Annotated in this window: 17 protein-coding genes; 15 read left to right on the top strand and 2 right to left on the bottom strand. The window is 53.5% G+C overall.

The window, feature by feature from the left end:
- The first annotated feature begins 8 nt into the window (after positions 1-8).
- The 5 genes from aroC to A7589_RS05540 are packed head-to-tail and all read left to right on the top strand — an operon-like array spanning position 9 to position 3,591.
- Positions 9-1,094 carry a chorismate synthase gene (aroC, locus tag A7589_RS05560; protein ID WP_010351484.1) on the top strand — a complete coding sequence of 362 codons (1,086 nt, stop codon included), beginning with the start codon at positions 9-11 and terminating at the stop codon, positions 1,092-1,094.
- A gap of 3 nt (positions 1,095-1,097) precedes the next feature.
- A complete protein-coding gene (mepA, locus tag A7589_RS05555) occupies positions 1,098-1,922 on the top strand; it encodes a penicillin-insensitive murein endopeptidase (protein WP_001043829.1) in 825 nt (274 codons plus the stop codon).
- The gene (locus tag A7589_RS05550) at positions 1,922-2,731 is read left to right on the top strand and encodes a sulfite exporter TauE/SafE family protein (protein WP_000447361.1); all 810 of its coding nucleotides are present in this window, start codon (positions 1,922-1,924) and stop codon (positions 2,729-2,731) included. Before mepA ends, A7589_RS05550 begins: the two co-directional genes overlap by 1 nt.
- Entirely contained in the window at positions 2,731-3,279 is a 549-nt protein-coding gene (gene epmC / locus A7589_RS05545) for an elongation factor P hydroxylase (RefSeq protein ID WP_001089209.1), read from the top strand. The genes A7589_RS05550 and epmC overlap by 1 nt, the downstream gene beginning before the upstream one ends.
- Positions 3,280-3,312: 33 nt before the next feature.
- The gene (locus tag A7589_RS05540) at positions 3,313-3,591 is read left to right on the top strand and encodes a YfcL family protein (protein ID WP_000559764.1); all 279 of its coding nucleotides are present in this window, start codon (positions 3,313-3,315) and stop codon (positions 3,589-3,591) included.
- 120 nt (positions 3,592-3,711) lie between these two features.
- Here the strand turns inward: A7589_RS05540 and mnmC are convergent, their stop codons facing one another.
- On the bottom strand, positions 3,712-5,718 hold the full coding sequence (gene mnmC / locus A7589_RS05535; protein ID WP_000683765.1) for a bifunctional tRNA (5-methylaminomethyl-2-thiouridine)(34)-methyltransferase MnmC2/FAD-dependent 5-carboxymethylaminomethyl-2-thiouridine(34) oxidoreductase MnmC1: 2,007 nt from the start codon (positions 5,716-5,718) through the stop codon (positions 3,712-3,714).
- A gap of 158 nt (positions 5,719-5,876) precedes the next feature.
- Here mnmC and fabB point away from each other — a divergent pair, with 158 nt between their 5' ends.
- Both fabB and A7589_RS05520 read left to right on the top strand, forming a co-directional pair.
- Entirely contained in the window at positions 5,877-7,097 is a 1,221-nt protein-coding gene (gene fabB, locus A7589_RS05530; protein ID WP_000817178.1) for a beta-ketoacyl-ACP synthase I, read from the top strand.
- A 229-nt stretch (positions 7,098-7,326) separates the two neighbouring features.
- Complete coding sequence (locus A7589_RS05520; RefSeq protein ID WP_000127794.1) at positions 7,327-8,505, top strand: MFS transporter; 1,179 nt, start codon at positions 7,327-7,329, stop codon at positions 8,503-8,505.
- Here the strand turns inward: A7589_RS05520 and flk are convergent.
- The gene (flk, locus tag A7589_RS05515; protein WP_000615848.1) at positions 8,502-9,497 is read right to left on the bottom strand and encodes a flagella biosynthesis regulator Flk; all 996 of its coding nucleotides are present in this window, start codon (positions 9,495-9,497) and stop codon (positions 8,502-8,504) included. The genes A7589_RS05520 and flk overlap by 4 nt on opposite strands.
- A 99-nt stretch (positions 9,498-9,596) precedes the next feature.
- Between flk and pdxB the strand changes: the two genes are divergently transcribed.
- From pdxB to cvpA, 8 genes are all read left to right on the top strand, one after another.
- Positions 9,597-10,733 carry a 4-phosphoerythronate dehydrogenase PdxB gene (pdxB, locus tag A7589_RS05510; protein WP_000699164.1) on the top strand — a complete coding sequence of 379 codons (1,137 nt, stop codon included), beginning with the start codon at positions 9,597-9,599 and terminating at the stop codon, positions 10,731-10,733.
- Between the two features lie 65 nt (positions 10,734-10,798).
- Positions 10,799-11,812, top strand: coding sequence for an aspartate-semialdehyde dehydrogenase (locus A7589_RS05505; RefSeq protein ID WP_001289153.1), 1,014 nt, complete (start codon positions 10,799-10,801; stop codon positions 11,810-11,812).
- Positions 11,812-12,624 (top strand): tRNA pseudouridine(38-40) synthase TruA, encoded by an 813-nt coding sequence (truA, locus tag A7589_RS05500; protein WP_001283589.1) that lies wholly within the window; start codon positions 11,812-11,814, stop codon positions 12,622-12,624. The genes A7589_RS05505 and truA overlap by 1 nt, the downstream gene beginning before the upstream one ends.
- A gap of 82 nt (positions 12,625-12,706) precedes the next feature.
- Entirely contained in the window at positions 12,707-13,366 is a 660-nt protein-coding gene (locus A7589_RS05495; RefSeq protein WP_000364323.1) for a DedA family protein, read from the top strand.
- A gap of 153 nt (positions 13,367-13,519) precedes the next feature.
- Entirely contained in the window at positions 13,520-14,434 is a 915-nt protein-coding gene (gene accD / locus A7589_RS05490; protein WP_000118402.1) for an acetyl-CoA carboxylase, carboxyltransferase subunit beta, read from the top strand.
- Between the two features lie 69 nt (positions 14,435-14,503).
- Entirely contained in the window at positions 14,504-15,772 is a 1,269-nt protein-coding gene (gene folC, locus A7589_RS05485; protein WP_000584591.1) for a bifunctional tetrahydrofolate synthase/dihydrofolate synthase, read from the top strand.
- Positions 15,762-16,424, top strand: coding sequence for a cell division protein DedD (dedD, locus tag A7589_RS05480; RefSeq protein WP_000146984.1), 663 nt, complete (start codon positions 15,762-15,764; stop codon positions 16,422-16,424). Before folC ends, dedD begins: the two co-directional genes overlap by 11 nt.
- A gap of 247 nt (positions 16,425-16,671) precedes the next feature.
- A complete protein-coding gene (cvpA, locus tag A7589_RS05475; RefSeq protein ID WP_000262106.1) occupies positions 16,672-17,160 on the top strand; it encodes a colicin V production protein in 489 nt (162 codons plus the stop codon).
- The last annotated feature ends 4 nt before the right edge of the window (positions 17,161-17,164 follow it).

Raw genomic sequence — 17,164 nt, 5'->3', positions numbered from 1 at the left:
GAGCCGTGATGGCTGGAAACACAATTGGACAACTCTTTCGCGTAACCACCTTCGGCGAATCGCACGGGCTGGCGCTCGGCTGTATCGTCGATGGTGTTCCGCCAGGAATTCCGCTGACGGAAGCGGATCTGCAACATGACCTCGACCGTCGTCGCCCTGGGACATCGCGCTATACCACCCAGCGTCGTGAACCGGATCAGGTCAAAATTCTCTCCGGCGTTTTTGAAGGCGTCACCACCGGCACCAGCATTGGCTTGTTGATCGAAAACACCGACCAGCGTTCCCAGGATTACAGCGCAATTAAAGACGTTTTCCGTCCGGGTCATGCCGATTACACCTACGAACAAAAATACGGCCTGCGCGATTATCGCGGCGGCGGACGTTCTTCCGCCCGTGAAACCGCCATGCGCGTTGCGGCAGGGGCGATTGCCAAAAAATATCTCGCTGAGAAATTTGGTATTGAGATTCGCGGTTGCCTGACCCAAATGGGCGACATTCCGCTGGAAATCAAAGACTGGTCGCAGGTCGAGCAAAATCCGTTCTTCTGCCCGGACCCGGACAAAATCGACGCCTTAGATGAACTGATGCGCGCGCTGAAAAAAGAGGGCGATTCTATCGGAGCGAAAGTGACCGTTATTGCCAGTGGCGTCCCCGCCGGACTTGGCGAGCCGGTCTTTGATCGCCTGGATGCCGACATCGCCCACGCGCTGATGAGCATCAACGCGGTGAAAGGCGTGGAAATTGGCGATGGTTTTGACGTGGTGGCGCTGCGCGGCAGCCAGAATCGCGACGAAATCACCAAAGAAGGTTTTCAGAGCAACCACGCAGGCGGCATTCTTGGTGGCATCAGCAGCGGGCAGCAAATCATTGCCCATATGGCGCTGAAACCGACCTCCAGCATTACCGTGCCTGGGCGCACCATTAACCGCTTTGGCGAAGAAGTTGAGATGATCACCAAAGGCCGTCACGACCCTTGTGTCGGGATCCGCGCGGTGCCGATCGCTGAAGCGATGCTGGCGATCGTTTTGATGGATCACCTGTTACGGCAACGGGCGCAAAATGCCGATGTGAAGACTGATATTCCACGCTGGTAAAACATGAACAAAACCGCGATTGCGCTGCTGGCCCTGCTTGCCAGTAGCGCCAGCCTGGCAGCGACGCCGTGGCAAAAAATAACCCAACCTGTGCCGGGTAGCGCACAATCGATAGGCAGTTTTTCTAATGGTTGTATCGTCGGCGCTGACACGCTGCCGGTACAGTCCGAACATTATCAGGTGATGCGTACCGACCAGCGTCGCTATTTTGGACACCCGGATCTGGTGATGTTTATCCAGCGACTGAGTAGCCAGGTGAGCAATCTGGGTTTGGGCACGGTGCTGATTGGCGATATGGGGATGCCCGCTGGTGGGCGTTTTAACGGCGGTCACGCCAGCCACCAGACCGGACTGGATGTGGATATCTTCCTGCAACTGCCGAAAAAACGCTGGACCTCCGCGCAGCTCTTGCGCCCGCAGGCACTGGACTTAGTTTCCCGCGACGGCAAACACGTCGTCCCGACGCTGTGGAAGCCGGAAATTTTCAGCCTGATCAAACTCGCTGCGCAGGACAAAGACGTCACCCGCATTTTTGTTAATCCGGCGATTAAACAACAACTTTGCCTTGATGCGGGCACCGATCGCGACTGGTTGCGTAAAGTGCGACCCTGGTTCCAGCATCGTGCGCATATGCATGTACGATTACGTTGTCCTGCCGATAGTCTGGAGTGTGAAGATCAACCTTTACCGCCGCCGGGCGATGGCTGCGGGGCAGAACTGCAAAGCTGGTTTGAACCACCGAAACCAGGAACAACCAAGCCTGAGAAGAAGACACCGCCTCCGTTGCCGCCTTCCTGCCAGGCGCTACTGGATGAGCACGTGATCTAATGGAAACGTTTAATAGCCTGTTTATGGTCTCCCCGCTATTGCTGGGCGTTCTCTTTTTTGTCGCCATGCTGGCGGGATTTATTGACTCGATTGCCGGTGGCGGTGGGTTACTCACCATTCCGGCATTGATGGCGGCGGGGATGTCTCCGGCTAACGCGCTGGCAACCAATAAACTGCAAGCCTGCGGTGGCTCTATTTCCGCTACTATCTATTTTATTCGCCGCAAAGTCGTCAGCTTAAGCGATCAGAAACTCAATATCGCCATGACCTTTGTTGGTTCAATGAGCGGCGCATTGCTGGTGCAGTACGTGCAGGCTGATGTGCTACGGCAGATTTTACCCATCCTGGTGATTTGTATCGGTCTCTATTTCTTGCTGATGCCCAAACTGGGAGAAGAAGATCGCCAGCGCCGGATGTACGGCCTACCTTTCGCGTTAATTGCCGGTGGTTGTGTCGGTTTTTACGATGGATTCTTTGGTCCGGCAGCCGGATCGTTTTATGCGCTGGCCTTCGTTACGCTGTGCGGATTTAATCTTGCCAAAGCCACCGCCCACGCCAAATTACTCAACGCAACCTCAAACATCGGCGGCCTGTTGCTGTTTATTCTCGGCGGCAAAGTGATTTGGGCGACGGGCTTTGTGATGCTGGTGGGGCAGTTCCTCGGCGCGCGCATGGGTTCAAGACTGGTGTTGAGCAAAGGACAAAAGCTGATCCGCCCGATGATTGTTATCGTCTCGGCGGTGATGAGTGCCAAATTACTTTACGATAGCCACGGACAGGAGATCCTCCACTGGTTGGGGATGAACTAATGAACAGTACACACCACTACGAGCAGTTGATTGAAATTTTTAATGGCTGCTTTGCCGATGAATTTAATACCCGTCTGATTAAAGGCGACGACGAGCCGATCTATCTTCCTGCTGATGCGGAAGTACCGTATAACCGAATCGTCTTTGCTCATGGTTTTTATGCCAGCGCCATCCACGAGATTTCGCACTGGTGTATTGCCGGGAAAGCCCGCCGTGAACTGGTTGATTTCGGTTACTGGTATTGCCCGGACGGACGCGATGCCCAGACGCAAAGCCAGTTTGAAGATGTTGAAGTTAAGCCGCAGGCGCTCGACTGGTTGTTCTGCGTGGCGGCGGGATATCCGTTTAATGTTAGCTGCGACAATCTGGAAGGCGACTTCGAACCGGATCGCGTGGTGTTTCAACGGCGGGTACATGCTCAGGTCATGGATTATCTGGCAAACGGTATTCCCGAACGTCCGGCACGCTTCATAAACGCATTACAAAATTATTATCACACGCCGGAACTTACGGCGGAACAGTTCCCGTGGCCGGAAGAGCTCAACTGAAGCCAGCGCCACGTTTTACAATGAGGAAAGAAGATGATCGCGGAGTTTGAATCACGCATTCTGGCATTAATCGACGGTATGGTTGACCATGCCAGTGATGATGAGTTGTTTGCCAGTGGATATTTGCGTGGCCACCTGACATTAGCCATCGCAGAATTGGAAAGTGGTGATGACCACTCCGCCCAGGCGGTGCATACAACCGTTAGCCAGAGTCTGGAAAAAGCCATTGGCGCAGGTGAGTTGTCGCCGCGTGACCAGGCGCTGGTGACCGATATGTGGGAAAACCTGTTTCAGCAGGCTTCACAGCAGTAAGTTGTTGGCGTCTGGAGCACTATGCCTGATGCGACGCTTGCCGCGTCTTATCAGGCCTGCATGTTACCGTAGGTCGGATAAGGCGTTTACGCCGCATCCGACAAACAATGGCAAAGCTGATTACCCGGACTTCACCGTTTTACCTTTCAACAATTTCCGTACCCATAACCGATTCGGGTTTAACGCCGCCAGCGTACTGGCATCCATCGGAATCGGTTCGTCGCTCATCTGCGCCGCCAGAATTTCGGCACACAGTGGGGCAGAACACAAACCACGCGAACCCAAAGCTGCAAGCATAAACAGATCGTCATAAATCGGCGCGCTTACCGCTTCATCTTTCTGTTCCGCCAGCGAGGCATATTCCGCGAGCGTTGCGTCATAATCGGGCACATTTCCCACCATTGGCAGATGATCGCGGGTAGCACAACGCACACCGCAACGAGCCTCTTTTTCACTGACATCGACTTCTGTCGCCCATTGCGCCTGCGGGAAACAATCAATCAACCGCTGGCGATTCTGCAGCTGATCATCTTCACTGTACGCCGTGTCCTCACTACCGCGATGGTAACTGGCACCAATACAATGATGCTGATTCGCCGGATTTTGTGGCGTGAGATAACCGTCATAACACAGCACCTGCCGCAGCTTCGCCAGTTCCGGCGTTGTCGGAATATGGCTAACCTGCCCGGCAACTGAATACACCGGCAGAGGCGATGTTTGGCTGAAACGGCTAATTTGATGCCCGTTCGCCAGTACCACCACGCTATGCATCGTTTGCTGACTATCCGCAAATGTCAGTTGCCACTTATCATCTTTACGGGATAAATCCTTTAACTGATGCTGATAACGAATCTGCAAACCTTGCTGTTCCGCCAGTTCCAACACATTACGGGTAAGTTCTGCCGGACACAGCCAGCCGCCTTGCGGATAAGTGATACCACCACAATTTGTCGCAACACCTGTAACGCCTTTAATCTCATTTGCATCGACCGCCATCGCCAGATCTGCGGGTAAATCCATCGACAACATCTGCGCGATTTTATGCTCGCTTTTCTCATCCCAGCCTAACTGCGTGACGCCGCACCAGTCATGATCAAATTTAACGGGCAATAAATCGTAAAGCCGACGAGCAAAAGTAAACGCATTAGAGAAAAAGCGGTTCAGCGCCTCATCATGTTTGCTCAACAACGGATACAGCGCCCCCTGGCGATTGCCAGAAGCACCCAGCGCAGGGGTATCATCCGCGCAATAAAGCGTTACCTGCCAGCCGCGCCGCAACAGCGCCAGAGACAATAACGCGCTGGCGATACCGCCGCCGATAACTGCGGCTTCCCGTGTGCTGCTACCTGTACGGTTAAACCACGGCGTGGAGGAGGGGAGTGGTAATGTCTGTTCCATCACGCCGCAAAGCATTTCCCGTTTCCGCCCAAAGCCCTTACGCTTTTGCATTGTGAATCCGGCTTCCTGCAAACCGCGACGGACAAATCCGGCAGATGTGAAGGTCGCCAGCGTGCCGCCAGGACGCGCCAGACGTGCCATGGCGTTAAACAGGTTTTGCGTCCACATATCCGGGTTTTTCGCAGGCGCAAAACCGTCCAGAAACCAGGCATCCACTTTTTGATTCAGCGAATCGTCCAGTTGGCTGGTCAGTTCGTTAATGTCGCCAAACCATAAATCCAGCGTTACGCGTCCTTCATCGAGCAATAAACGATGGCAACCGGGCAAGGGTAAAGGCCACTGCGCCTGGAGTTGTTCCGCCCACGGCGCCAGTTCCGGCCAGTGTTGATGCGCTAACGCTAAATCAGCACGGGTGAGGGGAAACTTCTCAAAACTAATGAAATGCAATCGCTGCAATTGTGCCTGCGGATGCGCCTGGCGAAACTGATCAAATGCCTGCCAAAGCGTCAGGAAGTTTAATCCGGTGCCGAAGCCGCTCTCCGCTACCACAAACAGAGGATCTGGATGAGCAGGAAAACGTGCCTCTAATTGGTTACCCCCAAGAAAAACATAACGCGTCTCTTCCAGCCCGTTATCGTTGGAAAAATAGACATCGTCAAAATCTCGGGAAACAGGTGTACCCTCAGCATTAAATTCGAGGTTGGCAGGTTGTATTGAGTAGTGTTTCACGTAAGTTACTCGTCTTACAGGCGGTGGCTCGATCTTAGCGATGTGTGTCAGGCCGCGCAAATTTCTCTATAAATTGTCTGATCGGACTTGTTCGGCGTACAAGTGTACGCTATTGTGCATTCGAAACTTACTCTATGTGCGACTTACAGAGGTATTGAATGAAACGTGCAGTGATTACTGGCCTGGGCATTGTTTCCAGCATCGGTAATAACCAGCAGGAAGTCCTGGCATCTCTGCGTGAAGGACGCTCAGGGATCACTTTCTCTCAGGAGCTGAAGGATTCCGGCATGCGTAGCCACGTCTGGGGCAACGTAAAACTGGATACCACTGGCCTCATTGACCGCAAAGTTGTGCGCTTTATGAGCGACGCATCCATCTATGCATTCCTTTCTATGGAGCAGGCAATTGCAGATGCTGGCCTCTCTCCGGAAGCTTACCAGAATAACCCGCGCGTTGGCCTGATTGCAGGTTCCGGCGGCGGTTCCCCGCGTTTCCAGGTGTTCGGTGCTGACGCAATGCGTGGCCCGCGCGGCCTGAAAGCGGTTGGCCCGTATGTGGTCACCAAAGCGATGGCATCTGGCGTTTCTGCCTGCCTCGCCACACCGTTTAAAATTCACGGTGTTAACTACTCCATCAGCTCCGCGTGTGCGACTTCCGCACACTGTATCGGTAACGCAGTCGAGCAGATCCAACTGGGCAAACAAGATATCGTGTTTGCTGGCGGCGGCGAAGAGCTGTGCTGGGAAATGGCGTGCGAATTCGACGCAATGGGCGCGCTGTCTACCAAATACAACGACACCCCGGAAAAAGCCTCCCGTACTTATGACGCTCATCGTGACGGTTTCGTTATTGCTGGCGGCGGCGGTATGGTCGTGGTGGAAGAGCTGGAACACGCTCTGGCACGTGGCGCTCACATTTACGCTGAAATCGTTGGCTACGGCGCAACGTCTGATGGCGCAGATATGGTTGCTCCGTCTGGTGAAGGCGCAGTTCGCTGCATGAAGATGGCGATGCACGGCGTTGATACCCCAATCGACTACCTGAACTCTCACGGTACTTCAACTCCGGTTGGCGACGTGAAAGAGCTGGCGGCTATCCGTGAAGTGTTTGGCGACAAGAGCCCGGCAATTTCTGCAACCAAAGCAATGACCGGTCACTCACTGGGCGCGGCGGGTGTGCAGGAAGCTATCTACTCTCTGCTGATGCTGGAACACGGCTTTATCGCCCCGAGCATCAACATTGAGGAGCTGGACGAGCAGGCGGCGGGTCTGAACATCGTGACCGAAACAACCGATCGCGAACTGACCACCGTTATGTCTAACAGCTTCGGCTTCGGCGGCACTAACGCCACGCTGGTAATGCGTAAGCTGAAAGATTAATAGGTAGAGTCGGTCGGATAAAACGCGCCAGCGTCGCATCCGACAGCAACGCAAAAGGGAACCTGATGGTTCCCTTTTTCACATCGTTGACAATCGCTGCCGCTTCCAGGCAAACTTCCCGCTTTGTCAATTGCCTTCTGAAAACACGTACGCGACGCACCGTAACCCTGAAAACCAGAGAGATGAGACGGGGACACTCCTCGCCTTGCGCTGCATTCTGGAGTAATGCATGACTGCTGTAAGCCAAACAGAAACACGATCTTCTGCCAATTTTTCACTCTTTCGTATCGCCTTTGCGGTTTTTCTAACTTACATGACCGTAGGGTTACCGTTGCCGGTTATCCCGCTGTTTGTTCATCATGAACTGGGCTATGGCAACACCATGGTCGGGATTGCCGTCGGCATTCAGTTTCTGGCTACGGTGCTGACGCGTGGTTACGCCGGGCGGCTGGCCGATCAATATGGCGCAAAACGTTCGGCGCTTCAGGGGATGTTAGCTTGTGGTCTGGCTGGCGGCGCGTTGCTGCTGGCGGCGCTTTTACCCGTCTCTGCACCGATTAAATTTACTCTGCTGGTTGTCGGACGTTTGATTCTTGGCTTTGGTGAAAGTCAGTTGCTGACAGGGGCTTTGACATGGGGATTAGGCATTGTCGGGCCGAAACACTCTGGTAAAGTGATGTCCTGGAACGGAATGGCCATTTACGGCGCACTGGCAGTCGGCGCACCGCTTGGCTTACTGATTCATAGCCATTATGGTTTTGCCGCACTGGCGCTCACCACAATGGCATTACCCTTACTGGCGTGGGGCTGCAATGGCACAGTACGCAAAGTACCGGCAATGGCGGGAGAACGCCCATCGCTGTGGAGCGTTGTTGGGCTTATCTGGAAACCAGGGCTAGGACTGGCGCTTCAGGGTGTTGGCTTTGCGGTTATCGGGACTTTTGTTTCACTTTACTTTGCCAGCAAAGGATGGGCGATGGCGGGCTTTACGCTCACTGCCTTTGGCGGCGCATTTGTCGTTATGCGCGTGATGTTTGGCTGGATGCCAGACCGTTTTGGCGGCGTAAAAGTGGCGATTGTCTCTCTGCTGGTGGAAACGGTAGGACTGTTGCTGCTCTGGCAGGCGCCGGGGGCGTGGGTCGCGTTAGCTGGCGCGGCGTTAACCGGAGCTGGGTGTTCGCTTATTTTCCCTGCGCTGGGTGTGGAAGTGGTTAAACGTGTTCCTTCCCAGGTTCGCGGTACTGCGCTCGGCGGCTATGCCGCGTTTCAGGATATCGCCCTCGGCGTTTCCGGGCCGCTGGCGGGAGTGCTGGCGACCTCGTTTGGCTACTCTTCGGTATTTCTTGCCGGGGCGATATCGGCGGTGCTGGGGATTATCGTGACGATACTGGCATTTCGCCGGGGTTAACTCACCAGCCAAAACAACATCACAATGATGACGACGAATAATATCCACAAGCTGGGGCGCATTGACATTTTTTGTATCGTGTCAATTAATGGGGTAAAGGGATTGAACAGCGGTTGAATATCACGCGGTTCAATGCCTTTTACCCGCCGCTGATAGAGCTGGTTAAGGATATCCTCGGCCTGTGCAGAAGTCAGGGCTGAATGCGTAGAAAGGCCATACTTTTGCTCAACATAGGTCGATAATACCGTCAGCTCGCTGGCATCCAGTGGCTGTTTTAGCGCCATCTGGAGCGACTCCAGCGTCGGTGTGTGTTGCTGACTTAACGCCTGACGCGCCTGTAACCAGGTGACCAGATGATTAAACTGTTTCGCCGGAATCAACTCGCCATCTTTCACCCCTGAAAGTTCCAGCATCGATTGCCAGATCTGTTTACTGGGTTCCCCCGTGGCTGCCGCGAGTTTTGTGACCAGTTGTTTGAGCGTATTGTGCTCCGCTGGTAATAAAGGTCGATCGGTCGCCTGGCGCTGTTGCGGCTGCGGGATAACCATCTTCCCTTCCTGTAGCAGAGTCAGGACGGTTTTTAACTGCTCTGGTGAGAGTTGATTCAGCGGCGTCTGACCAAAATTATGCCGGATATAATCCGTGACGGCCTGACGATTATTCCCCAGACGTAAATACTCCCCCAATTGAGCCAGAAGTTGGCGGACAGAATAACTTTTTTGCGCAGACAGCAGACGTTGCGCAAGGTTTTGTTCTGCGGCCGGGAAGTGGCGTGAAAGCAAAGGTGAATCACCCGGCAGACCGATGTCGTGCTTTATATTGGCCCACAATTCCGCTCTCTGCTGTTGCGTCAGCGAAGTTATTTTGGTCATCAAACTTTCCAACGCGGTACGTTGCAAGCTGGATAAAGGCTGATTGCCTGCGCCAGACGACAGGTTATCCCCCTGACCTGGTGGTTGCGCAGGTGGAAGGCCTGAAAGAGGTTGTATCATTACGTATCCTTATACCTGAAATCATCGCAAGTATGCCTGGCCGCGAGATTATGGCACACTTGTCCGGTTAACTCTCGTTCTCATACAGGTAGCACAAACGTGAAAATCCTTGTTGATGAAAATATGCCTTATGCCCGCGAATTATTTAGCCGTCTGGGTGAGGTGAAAGCGGTTCCGGGGCGTCCAATTCCAGTCGCTGAACTGGATGATGCAGATGCGCTGATGGTGCGTTCAGTCACAAAAGTGAACGCGTCGCTGCTGACGGGGAAACCGGTAAAATTTGTTGGCACTGCCACGGCAGGGACAGACCATGTTGATGAGGCATGGTTGAAGCAGGCGGGAATTGGTTTTTCTGCGGCACCTGGCTGTAATGCGATTGCGGTAGTGGAATACGTTTTCTCGTCATTGCTGATGCTTGCCGAACGCGATGGATTTTCACTGCATGACCGTACCGTGGGGATTGTGGGCGTCGGTAATGTCGGTCGTCGATTACAGGCGCGGCTGGAGGCGTTGGGGATTAAAACCTTGCTTTGCGATCCGCCACGCGCCGATCGTGGGGATGAGGGAGATTTCCGTTCTCTTGATGAGCTGGTTCAGCACGCGGATATTCTGACTTTCCATACACCGCTCTTTAAAGATGGGCCGTACAAAACGCTACATCTGGCGGATGAAAAATTGATCCGCCGCCTGAAGCCAGGGACGATTTTGATTAACGCTTGCCGTGGCGCGGTCGTTGATAATACCGCGTTATTGACTTGCCTGAACGAAGGCCAGAAGTTAAGCGTGGTGCTGGATGTCTGGGAAGGGGAGCCGGAACTCAACGTAGAACTGTTGAAGAAAGTGGATATCGGCACGCCGCATATCGCCGGTTATACCCTGGAAGGAAAAGCGCGCGGAACCACACAAGTATTTGAAGCATACAGCAAATTTATTGGTCATGAGCAGCACGTTGCGCTGGATACCTTATTGCCAACGCCAGAGTTTGGTCGCATTACGCTGCATGGCTCGCTCGATCAGCCAACGCTGAAAAGGCTGGTGCATTTGGTGTATGATGTGCGCCGCGATGACGCACCGCTGCGTAAAGTCGCCGGGATACCGGGTGAGTTTGATAAACTGCGCAAAAACTACCTTGAGCGCCGTGAATGGTCGTCTCTGTATGTGATCTGTGATGACGCCAGCGCGGCGGCATTACTGTGTAAACTGGGTTTTAACGCCGTTCATCATCCGGCACGTTAATCTCTTCTTCATGCTCTCTGCTGTAATATTGGCAGGGAGCTTTGCTATTTCTGGAGTAAACCACCATGTCTGAAGGCTGGAACATTGCCGTCCTGGGCGCAACTGGCGCTGTGGGCGAAGCCCTGCTTGAAACGCTGGCTGAACGTCAGTTCCCGGTTGGGGAAATTTATGCACTGGCACGTAACGAAAGCGCAGGTGAACATCTGCGCTTTGGTGGTAAGACAATCACCGTGCAGGATGCCGCTGAATTTGACTGGACGCAGGCGCAACTTGCATTTTTTGTCGCAGGCAAAGAAGCGACCGCTGCCTGGGTTGAAGAAGCGACCAACGCGGGTTGTCTGGTGATCGACAGCAGCGGATTGTTTGCTCTCGAACCCGACGTACCGCTGGTGGTGCCGGAAGTGAATCCTTTTGTACTGACGGACTACCGTAATCGCAACGTTATTGCTGTTCCTGATAGCCTGACCAGTCAGTTACTGGCAGCACTGAAACCGTTAATCGATCAGGGCGGTTTGTCTCGTATCAGCGTCACCAGCCTGATTTCTGCCTCCGCCCAGGGTAAAAAAGCGGTCGATGCGTTAGCAGGGCAGAGCGCGAAATTGCTCAACGGTATTCCGATTGATGAAGAAGATTTCTTTGGTCGTCAGCTGGCGTTCAACATGCTGCCGTTACTGCCGGATAGCGAAGGTAGCGTGCGTGAAGAACGTCGTATCGTTGACGAAGTACGCAAAATCCTGCAGGACGAAGGGCTGATGATTTCGGCAAGCATCGTCCAGGCACCGGTATTTTATGGTCATGCTCAGATGGTCAACTTTGAAGCACTGCGTCCGCTGGCGGCGGAAGAAGCGCGTGATGCGTTTGCTCAAAGCGAAGATATTGAGCTTTCTGAAGAGAATGAATTTCCAACGCAGGTGGGCGATGCTTCCGGGTCGCCGCATCTTTCTGTTGGTTGCGTGCGTAATGACTATGGTATGCCGGAACAAATTCAGTTCTGGTCGGTGGCTGATAACGTTCGCTTTGGCGGCGCATTGATGGCAGTGAAGATCGCTGAAAAACTGGTGCAGGAGTACCTGTACTAATGTCCGACCAGCAACAACCGCCAGTTTATAAAATTGCGCTGGGCATTGAGTACGACGGCAGTAAGTATTACGGCTGGCAACGGCAGAACGAAGTCCGCAGTGTGCAGGAGAAGCTGGAAAAGGCGCTCTCCCAGGTGGCGAACGAACCGATTACCGTCTTCTGCGCCGGGCGTACTGACGCAGGTGTACACGGCACCGGGCAGGTTGTGCATTTCGAAACCACCGCGCAGCGCAAAGACGCTGCGTGGACGTTGGGCGTAAATGCGAATTTACCTGGTGACATCGCCGTGCGTTGGGTTAAAGCTGTACCTGATGATTTTCATGCCCGATTTAGCGCCACGGCTCGCCGTTATCGCTACATCATCTACAATCATCGGCTGCGCCCGGCGGTACTGAGTAAAGGGGTAACCCATTTTTACGAACCGCTGGACGCTGAACGGATGCATCGGGCTGCGCAATGCTTGCTGGGCGAGAATGATTTCACCTCGTTCCGTGCGGTGCAGTGCCAGTCCCGAACCCCGTGGCGCAACGTTATGCATATTAATGTCACGCGTCACGGTCCTTATGTGGTGGTAGATATCAAAGCGAATGCCTTTGTACACCATATGGTGAGGAATATTGTTGGCAGCCTGATGGAGGTCGGTGCCCACAACCAGCCAGAGAGCTGGATAGCAGAGCTGTTGGCGGCAAAGGACAGAACGCTGGCGGCAGCAACGGCGAAAGCGGAAGGTCTGTATCTGGTTGCGGTGGATTACCCTGACCGATTTGATCTTCCAAAGCCGCCAATGGGCCCGCTATTTCTGGCGGACTAATGAGAATAATGCTCTGAACATTTCAGGTCGTAGCCAACGCAGTTACGGCCTGAAAGAGTAAGAGCAAAAGGCATAGGCAATTATGGACCTGATTTATTTCCTCATCGATTTTATCCTGCACATTGATGTGCATCTGGCGGAGCTGGTCGCAGAGTATGGCGTCTGGGTTTATGCAATCCTGTTTTTGATTTTGTTCTGTGAAACTGGTCTGGTGGTGACACCGTTTCTGCCGGGAGATTCGCTGTTGTTTGTCGCTGGAGCACTGGCTTCGCTTGAAACCAACGATCTCAATGTTCATATGATGGTCATACTGATGTTAATCGCCGCGATTGTTGGTGATGCAGTCAACTACACCATCGGACGGTTGTTCGGTGAGAAATTATTCAGTAATCCGAACTCGAAAATTTTCCGTCGTAGCTATCTCGACAAAACGCATCAGTTTTATGAGAAACACGGCGGCAAAACCATTATTCTCGCCCGTTTTGTGCCGATCGTCAGAACGTTCGCCCCGTTCGTTGCGGGGATGGGCCACATGTCGTACCGTCATTTCGCCGCTTACAATGTGATCGGCGCGCTGTTATGGGTACTGCTTTTTACCTACGCAGGCTATTTCTTCGGTACAATCCCAATGGTTCAGGATAACCTTAAGCTGCTGATCGTCGGGATTATTGTGGTTTCCATATTGCCGGGCGTCATCGAAATTATCCGTCACAAACGCGCTGCGGCACGCGCCGCAAAATAAAGTAACTCGGCGGTTCGACCACTTTTTTATCCAAAGTTTCGGGCTGTTATGTTTTAATGTGCAACATTGATGGTCTGTTGGGGGCAAAAATGGCATTATGCGTCCCCAAAGATAAAACTGGCATCGAACCAGGTTCAGACAGAAAGGTCCCTAATGAGCTGGATTGAACGAATTAAAAGCAACATTACTCCCACCCGCAAGGCAAGTATTCCTGAAGGTGTGTGGACTAAGTGTGATAGCTGCGGTCAGGTTTTATACCGTGCAGAGCTGGAACGTAATCTTGAGGTCTGTCCGAAGTGTGACCATCACATGCGTATGACGGCGCGTAATCGCCTGCATAGCCTGTTAGATGAAGGAAGCCTTGTGGAGCTGGGTAGCGAGCTTGAGCCGAAAGATGTGCTGAAGTTCCGTGACTCCAAAAAGTATAAAGATCGTCTGGCATCAGCACAGAAAGAAACCGGCGAAAAAGACGCGCTGGTAGTAATGAAAGGCACCCTGTATGGAATGCCGGTCGTTGCTGCTGCCTTCGAATTTGCCTTTATGGGCGGTTCAATGGGATCCGTAGTGGGTGCTCGTTTTGTGCGTGCCGTTGAGCAGGCGCTGGAAGACAACTGCCCGCTTATCTGCTTTTCCGCCTCTGGTGGCGCACGTATGCAAGAGGCGCTGATGTCGCTGATGCAGATGGCGAAAACCTCTGCGGCGCTGGCGAAAATGCAAGAGCGCGGTCTGCCGTACATTTCCGTACTGACCGATCCGACCATGGGCGGCGTTTCTGCAAGTTTCGCGATGCTTGGCGATCTCAATATTGCTGAACCGAAAGCGTTGATCGGCTTTGCCGGCCCGCGTGTTATTGAACAGACCGTTCGCGAAAAACTGCCGCCGGGATTCCAGCGCAGTGAGTTCCTGATCGAAAAAGGCGCGATCGACATGATCGTCCGCCGTCCGGAAATGCGCCTGAAACTGGCGAGCATTCTGGCGAAGCTGATGAATCTGCCAGCGCCAAATCCTGAAGCGCCACGTGAAGGCGAAGTGGTGCCACCAGCACCGGATCAGGAACCTGAGGCCTGATAACTGATAAGGGCAGGGCCGCTGGCTCTGCCCTTTTGCTATTATCCCCGTAATGAATCAGCGGATACCATGATTATCAAACGCACACCTCAAGCCGCGTCGCCTTTGGCTTCGTGGCTTTCTTATCTGGAAAACCTGCACAGTAAGACTATCGATCTCGGCCTTGAGCGCGTAAGCCAGGTGGCAGCGCGTCTCGGCGTTCTGAAACCAGCACCGTTTGTGTTTACCGTTGCGGGTACTAATGGCAAAGGCACAACCTGCCGCACGCTGGAATCGATACTCATGGCGGCAGGGTACAAAGTGGGTGTTTACAGTTCGCCGCATCTGGTGCGTTATACCGAGCGCGTTCGTGTACAGGGTCAGGAACTACCAGAATCGGCTCACACCGCCTCTTTTGCTGAGATTGAATCGGCACGCGGTGATATTTCCCTGACCTATTTTGAATACGGCACGTTGTCGGCGCTGTGGCTGTTTAAACAGGCGCAACTTGATGTGGTAATTCTGGAAGTGGGGCTGGGTGGTCGTCTGGATGCCACCAATATTGTCGATGCTGATGTGGCCGTGGTGACCAGCATTGCGCTGGATCATACCGACTGGCTGGGGCCAGATCGCGAAAGCATTGGTCGCGAGAAAGCAGGGATCTTCCGCAGTGAAAGACCGGCGATCGTTGGTGAACCTGAAATGCCGTACACCATCGCCGATGTGGCGCATGAGAAGGGCGCACTGTTGCGACGTCGAGGCGTAGAGTGGAATTATTCCGTCAGCGACCATGACTGGTCGTTTACCGACGCACACGGTACGCTGGAAAACCTGCCGTTACCGCTTGTCCCACAACCGAATGCCGCAACGGCGCTGGCGGCGCTGCGTGCCAGCGGCCTGGAGGTCAGTGAGCAGGCAATTCGCGATGGTATTGTCAGCGCAATTTTGCCGGGACGTTTCCAGATTGTGAGCGAGTCGCCACGCGTCATTTTTGATGTCGCCCATAATCCCCATGCGGCAGAATATCTTACCGGGCGTATGAAAGCGTTACCGAAAAACGGGCGCGTACTGGCAGTAATCGGTATGCTACATGATAAAGATATTGCTGGGACATTGGCCTGGTTGAAAAGCGTGGTGGATGACTGGTATTGTGCGCCACTGGAAGGGCCGCGCGGTGCCACGGCAGAACAACTGCTTGAGCATTTGGGTTACGGCAAATCATTTGATAGCGTTGCGCAGGCATGGGATGCCGCAATGGCGGACGCTAAACCGGAAGATACCGTGCTGGTGTGTGGTTCATTCCACACGGTCGCACATGTCATGGAAGTGATTGACGCGAGGAGAAGCGGTGGCGAGTAAGTTTCAGAATCGGTTAGTTGGCACAATAGTGCTGGTGGCGCTGGGAGTGATTGTGCTGCCAGGGCTGCTGGACGGGCAGAAAAAACATTATCAGGATGAGTTCGCGGCAATCCCGCTGGTGCCTAAAGCGGGCGATCGCGATGAGCCTGATATGATGCCAGCCGCTACCCAGGCATTGCCGACACAGCCGCCTGAAGGGGCTGCAGAGGAGGTGCGTGCGGGCGATGCTGCGGCACCTTCGCTCGATCCGGCAATTATTGCGGCCAATAATACCGAGTTTGAACCGGAACCTGCACCGGTCGCTCCACCGAAACCAAAACCGGTGGAGCCGCCTAAGCCGAAAGTAGAAGCACCGCCTGCGCCGAAGCCAGAACCGAAACCGGTCGTGGAGGAAAAAGCTGCACCGACGGGTAAAGCCTATGTTGTGCAACTGGGCGCGCTGAAAAATGCCGACAAAGTGAATGAGATTGTTGGTAAATTGCGCGGTGCGGGATACCGGGTTTATACGTCGCCGTCAACGCCAGTACAGGGTAAAATTACCCGTATTCTGGTTGGGCCGGATGCTTCGAAAGAGAAGCTGAAAGGCTCGCTGGGTGAGCTGAAGCAACTTTCTGGCTTAAGCGGCGTGGTAATGGGCTATACGCCGAATTAATACGGTTTTGCCTGATGCGATCTTATCAGGCCCGAACAGGAGCAGCCCTGTAGGTCGGATAAGGCGTTCACGCCGCATCCGACACGTATTGCCCGATGCCGCAAAGGCAAAAAAACCGATGGCGTTGAATATTTTTTCAGCGCCATTTTTATTGATGCGTGGGAAGGAAATCCCTACGCAAACGTTTTCTTTTTCTGTTAGAATGCGCCCCGAACAGGATGACAGGGCGTAAAATCGTGGGACACATATGGTCTGGATTGATTACGCCATAATCGCGGTGATTGCTTTTTCCTCTCTGGTTAGCCTGATCCGTGGCTTTGTTCGTGAAGCGTTATCGCTGGTGACATGGGGGTGTGCTTTCTTTGTCGCCAGTCATTACTACACTTACCTGTCACCCTGGTTTACGGGCTTTGAAGACGAACTGGTTCGAAATGGGATTGCCATCGCGGTACTGTTTATTGCCACACTTATCGTTGGCGCTATCGTGAACTTCGTGATAGGCCAGCTAGTGGAGAAAACAGGGTTGTCAGGCACCGATCGGGTGCTGGGCGTCTGTTTCGGTGCGTTGCGTGGTGTGCTGATTGTTGCTGCCATTCTTTTCTTTCTCGACTCCTTTACCGGAGTGTCGAAAAGCGAAGACTGGAGCAAATCACAGCTGATCCCGCAGTTCAGTTTTATCATCAGATGGTTTTTTGATTATCTGCAAAGCTCGTCAAGTTTCTTGCCCAGGATCTAACGGT

The organism is Escherichia sp. MOD1-EC6475, assembly GCF_003046645.1.
GTDB classification, from domain to species: domain Bacteria; phylum Pseudomonadota; class Gammaproteobacteria; order Enterobacterales; family Enterobacteriaceae; genus Escherichia; species Escherichia ruysiae.
Note: the sequence above shows the minus strand (reverse complement) of the source record. Positions and strands in the feature narration are given on the sequence as shown.

What these genes read in the sequence shown, in the direction of transcription:
- aroC (WP_010351484.1), top strand. Translation starts at nt 9, where the DNA reads ATGGCTGGAAACACAATTGGACAACTCTTTCGCGTAACCACCTTCGGC.
- mepA (WP_001043829.1), top strand. Translation starts at nt 1,098, where the DNA reads ATGAACAAAACCGCGATTGCGCTGCTGGCCCTGCTTGCCAGTAGCGCC.
- A7589_RS05550 (WP_000447361.1), top strand. Translation starts at nt 1,922, where the DNA reads ATGGAAACGTTTAATAGCCTGTTTATGGTCTCCCCGCTATTGCTGGGC.
- epmC (WP_001089209.1), top strand. Translation starts at nt 2,731, where the DNA reads ATGAACAGTACACACCACTACGAGCAGTTGATTGAAATTTTTAATGGC.
- A7589_RS05540 (WP_000559764.1), top strand. Translation starts at nt 3,313, where the DNA reads ATGATCGCGGAGTTTGAATCACGCATTCTGGCATTAATCGACGGTATG.
- fabB (WP_000817178.1), top strand. Translation starts at nt 5,877, where the DNA reads ATGAAACGTGCAGTGATTACTGGCCTGGGCATTGTTTCCAGCATCGGT.
- A7589_RS05520 (WP_000127794.1), top strand. Translation starts at nt 7,327, where the DNA reads ATGACTGCTGTAAGCCAAACAGAAACACGATCTTCTGCCAATTTTTCA.
- flk (WP_000615848.1), bottom strand. Translation starts at nt 9,497, where the DNA reads ATGATACAACCTCTTTCAGGCCTTCCACCTGCGCAACCACCAGGTCAG.
- A7589_RS05505 (WP_001289153.1), top strand. Translation starts at nt 10,799, where the DNA reads ATGTCTGAAGGCTGGAACATTGCCGTCCTGGGCGCAACTGGCGCTGTG.
- truA (WP_001283589.1), top strand. Translation starts at nt 11,812, where the DNA reads ATGTCCGACCAGCAACAACCGCCAGTTTATAAAATTGCGCTGGGCATT.
- A7589_RS05495 (WP_000364323.1), top strand. Translation starts at nt 12,707, where the DNA reads ATGGACCTGATTTATTTCCTCATCGATTTTATCCTGCACATTGATGTG.
- accD (WP_000118402.1), top strand. Translation starts at nt 13,520, where the DNA reads ATGAGCTGGATTGAACGAATTAAAAGCAACATTACTCCCACCCGCAAG.
- folC (WP_000584591.1), top strand. Translation starts at nt 14,504, where the DNA reads ATGATTATCAAACGCACACCTCAAGCCGCGTCGCCTTTGGCTTCGTGG.
- cvpA (WP_000262106.1), top strand. Translation starts at nt 16,672, where the DNA reads ATGGTCTGGATTGATTACGCCATAATCGCGGTGATTGCTTTTTCCTCT.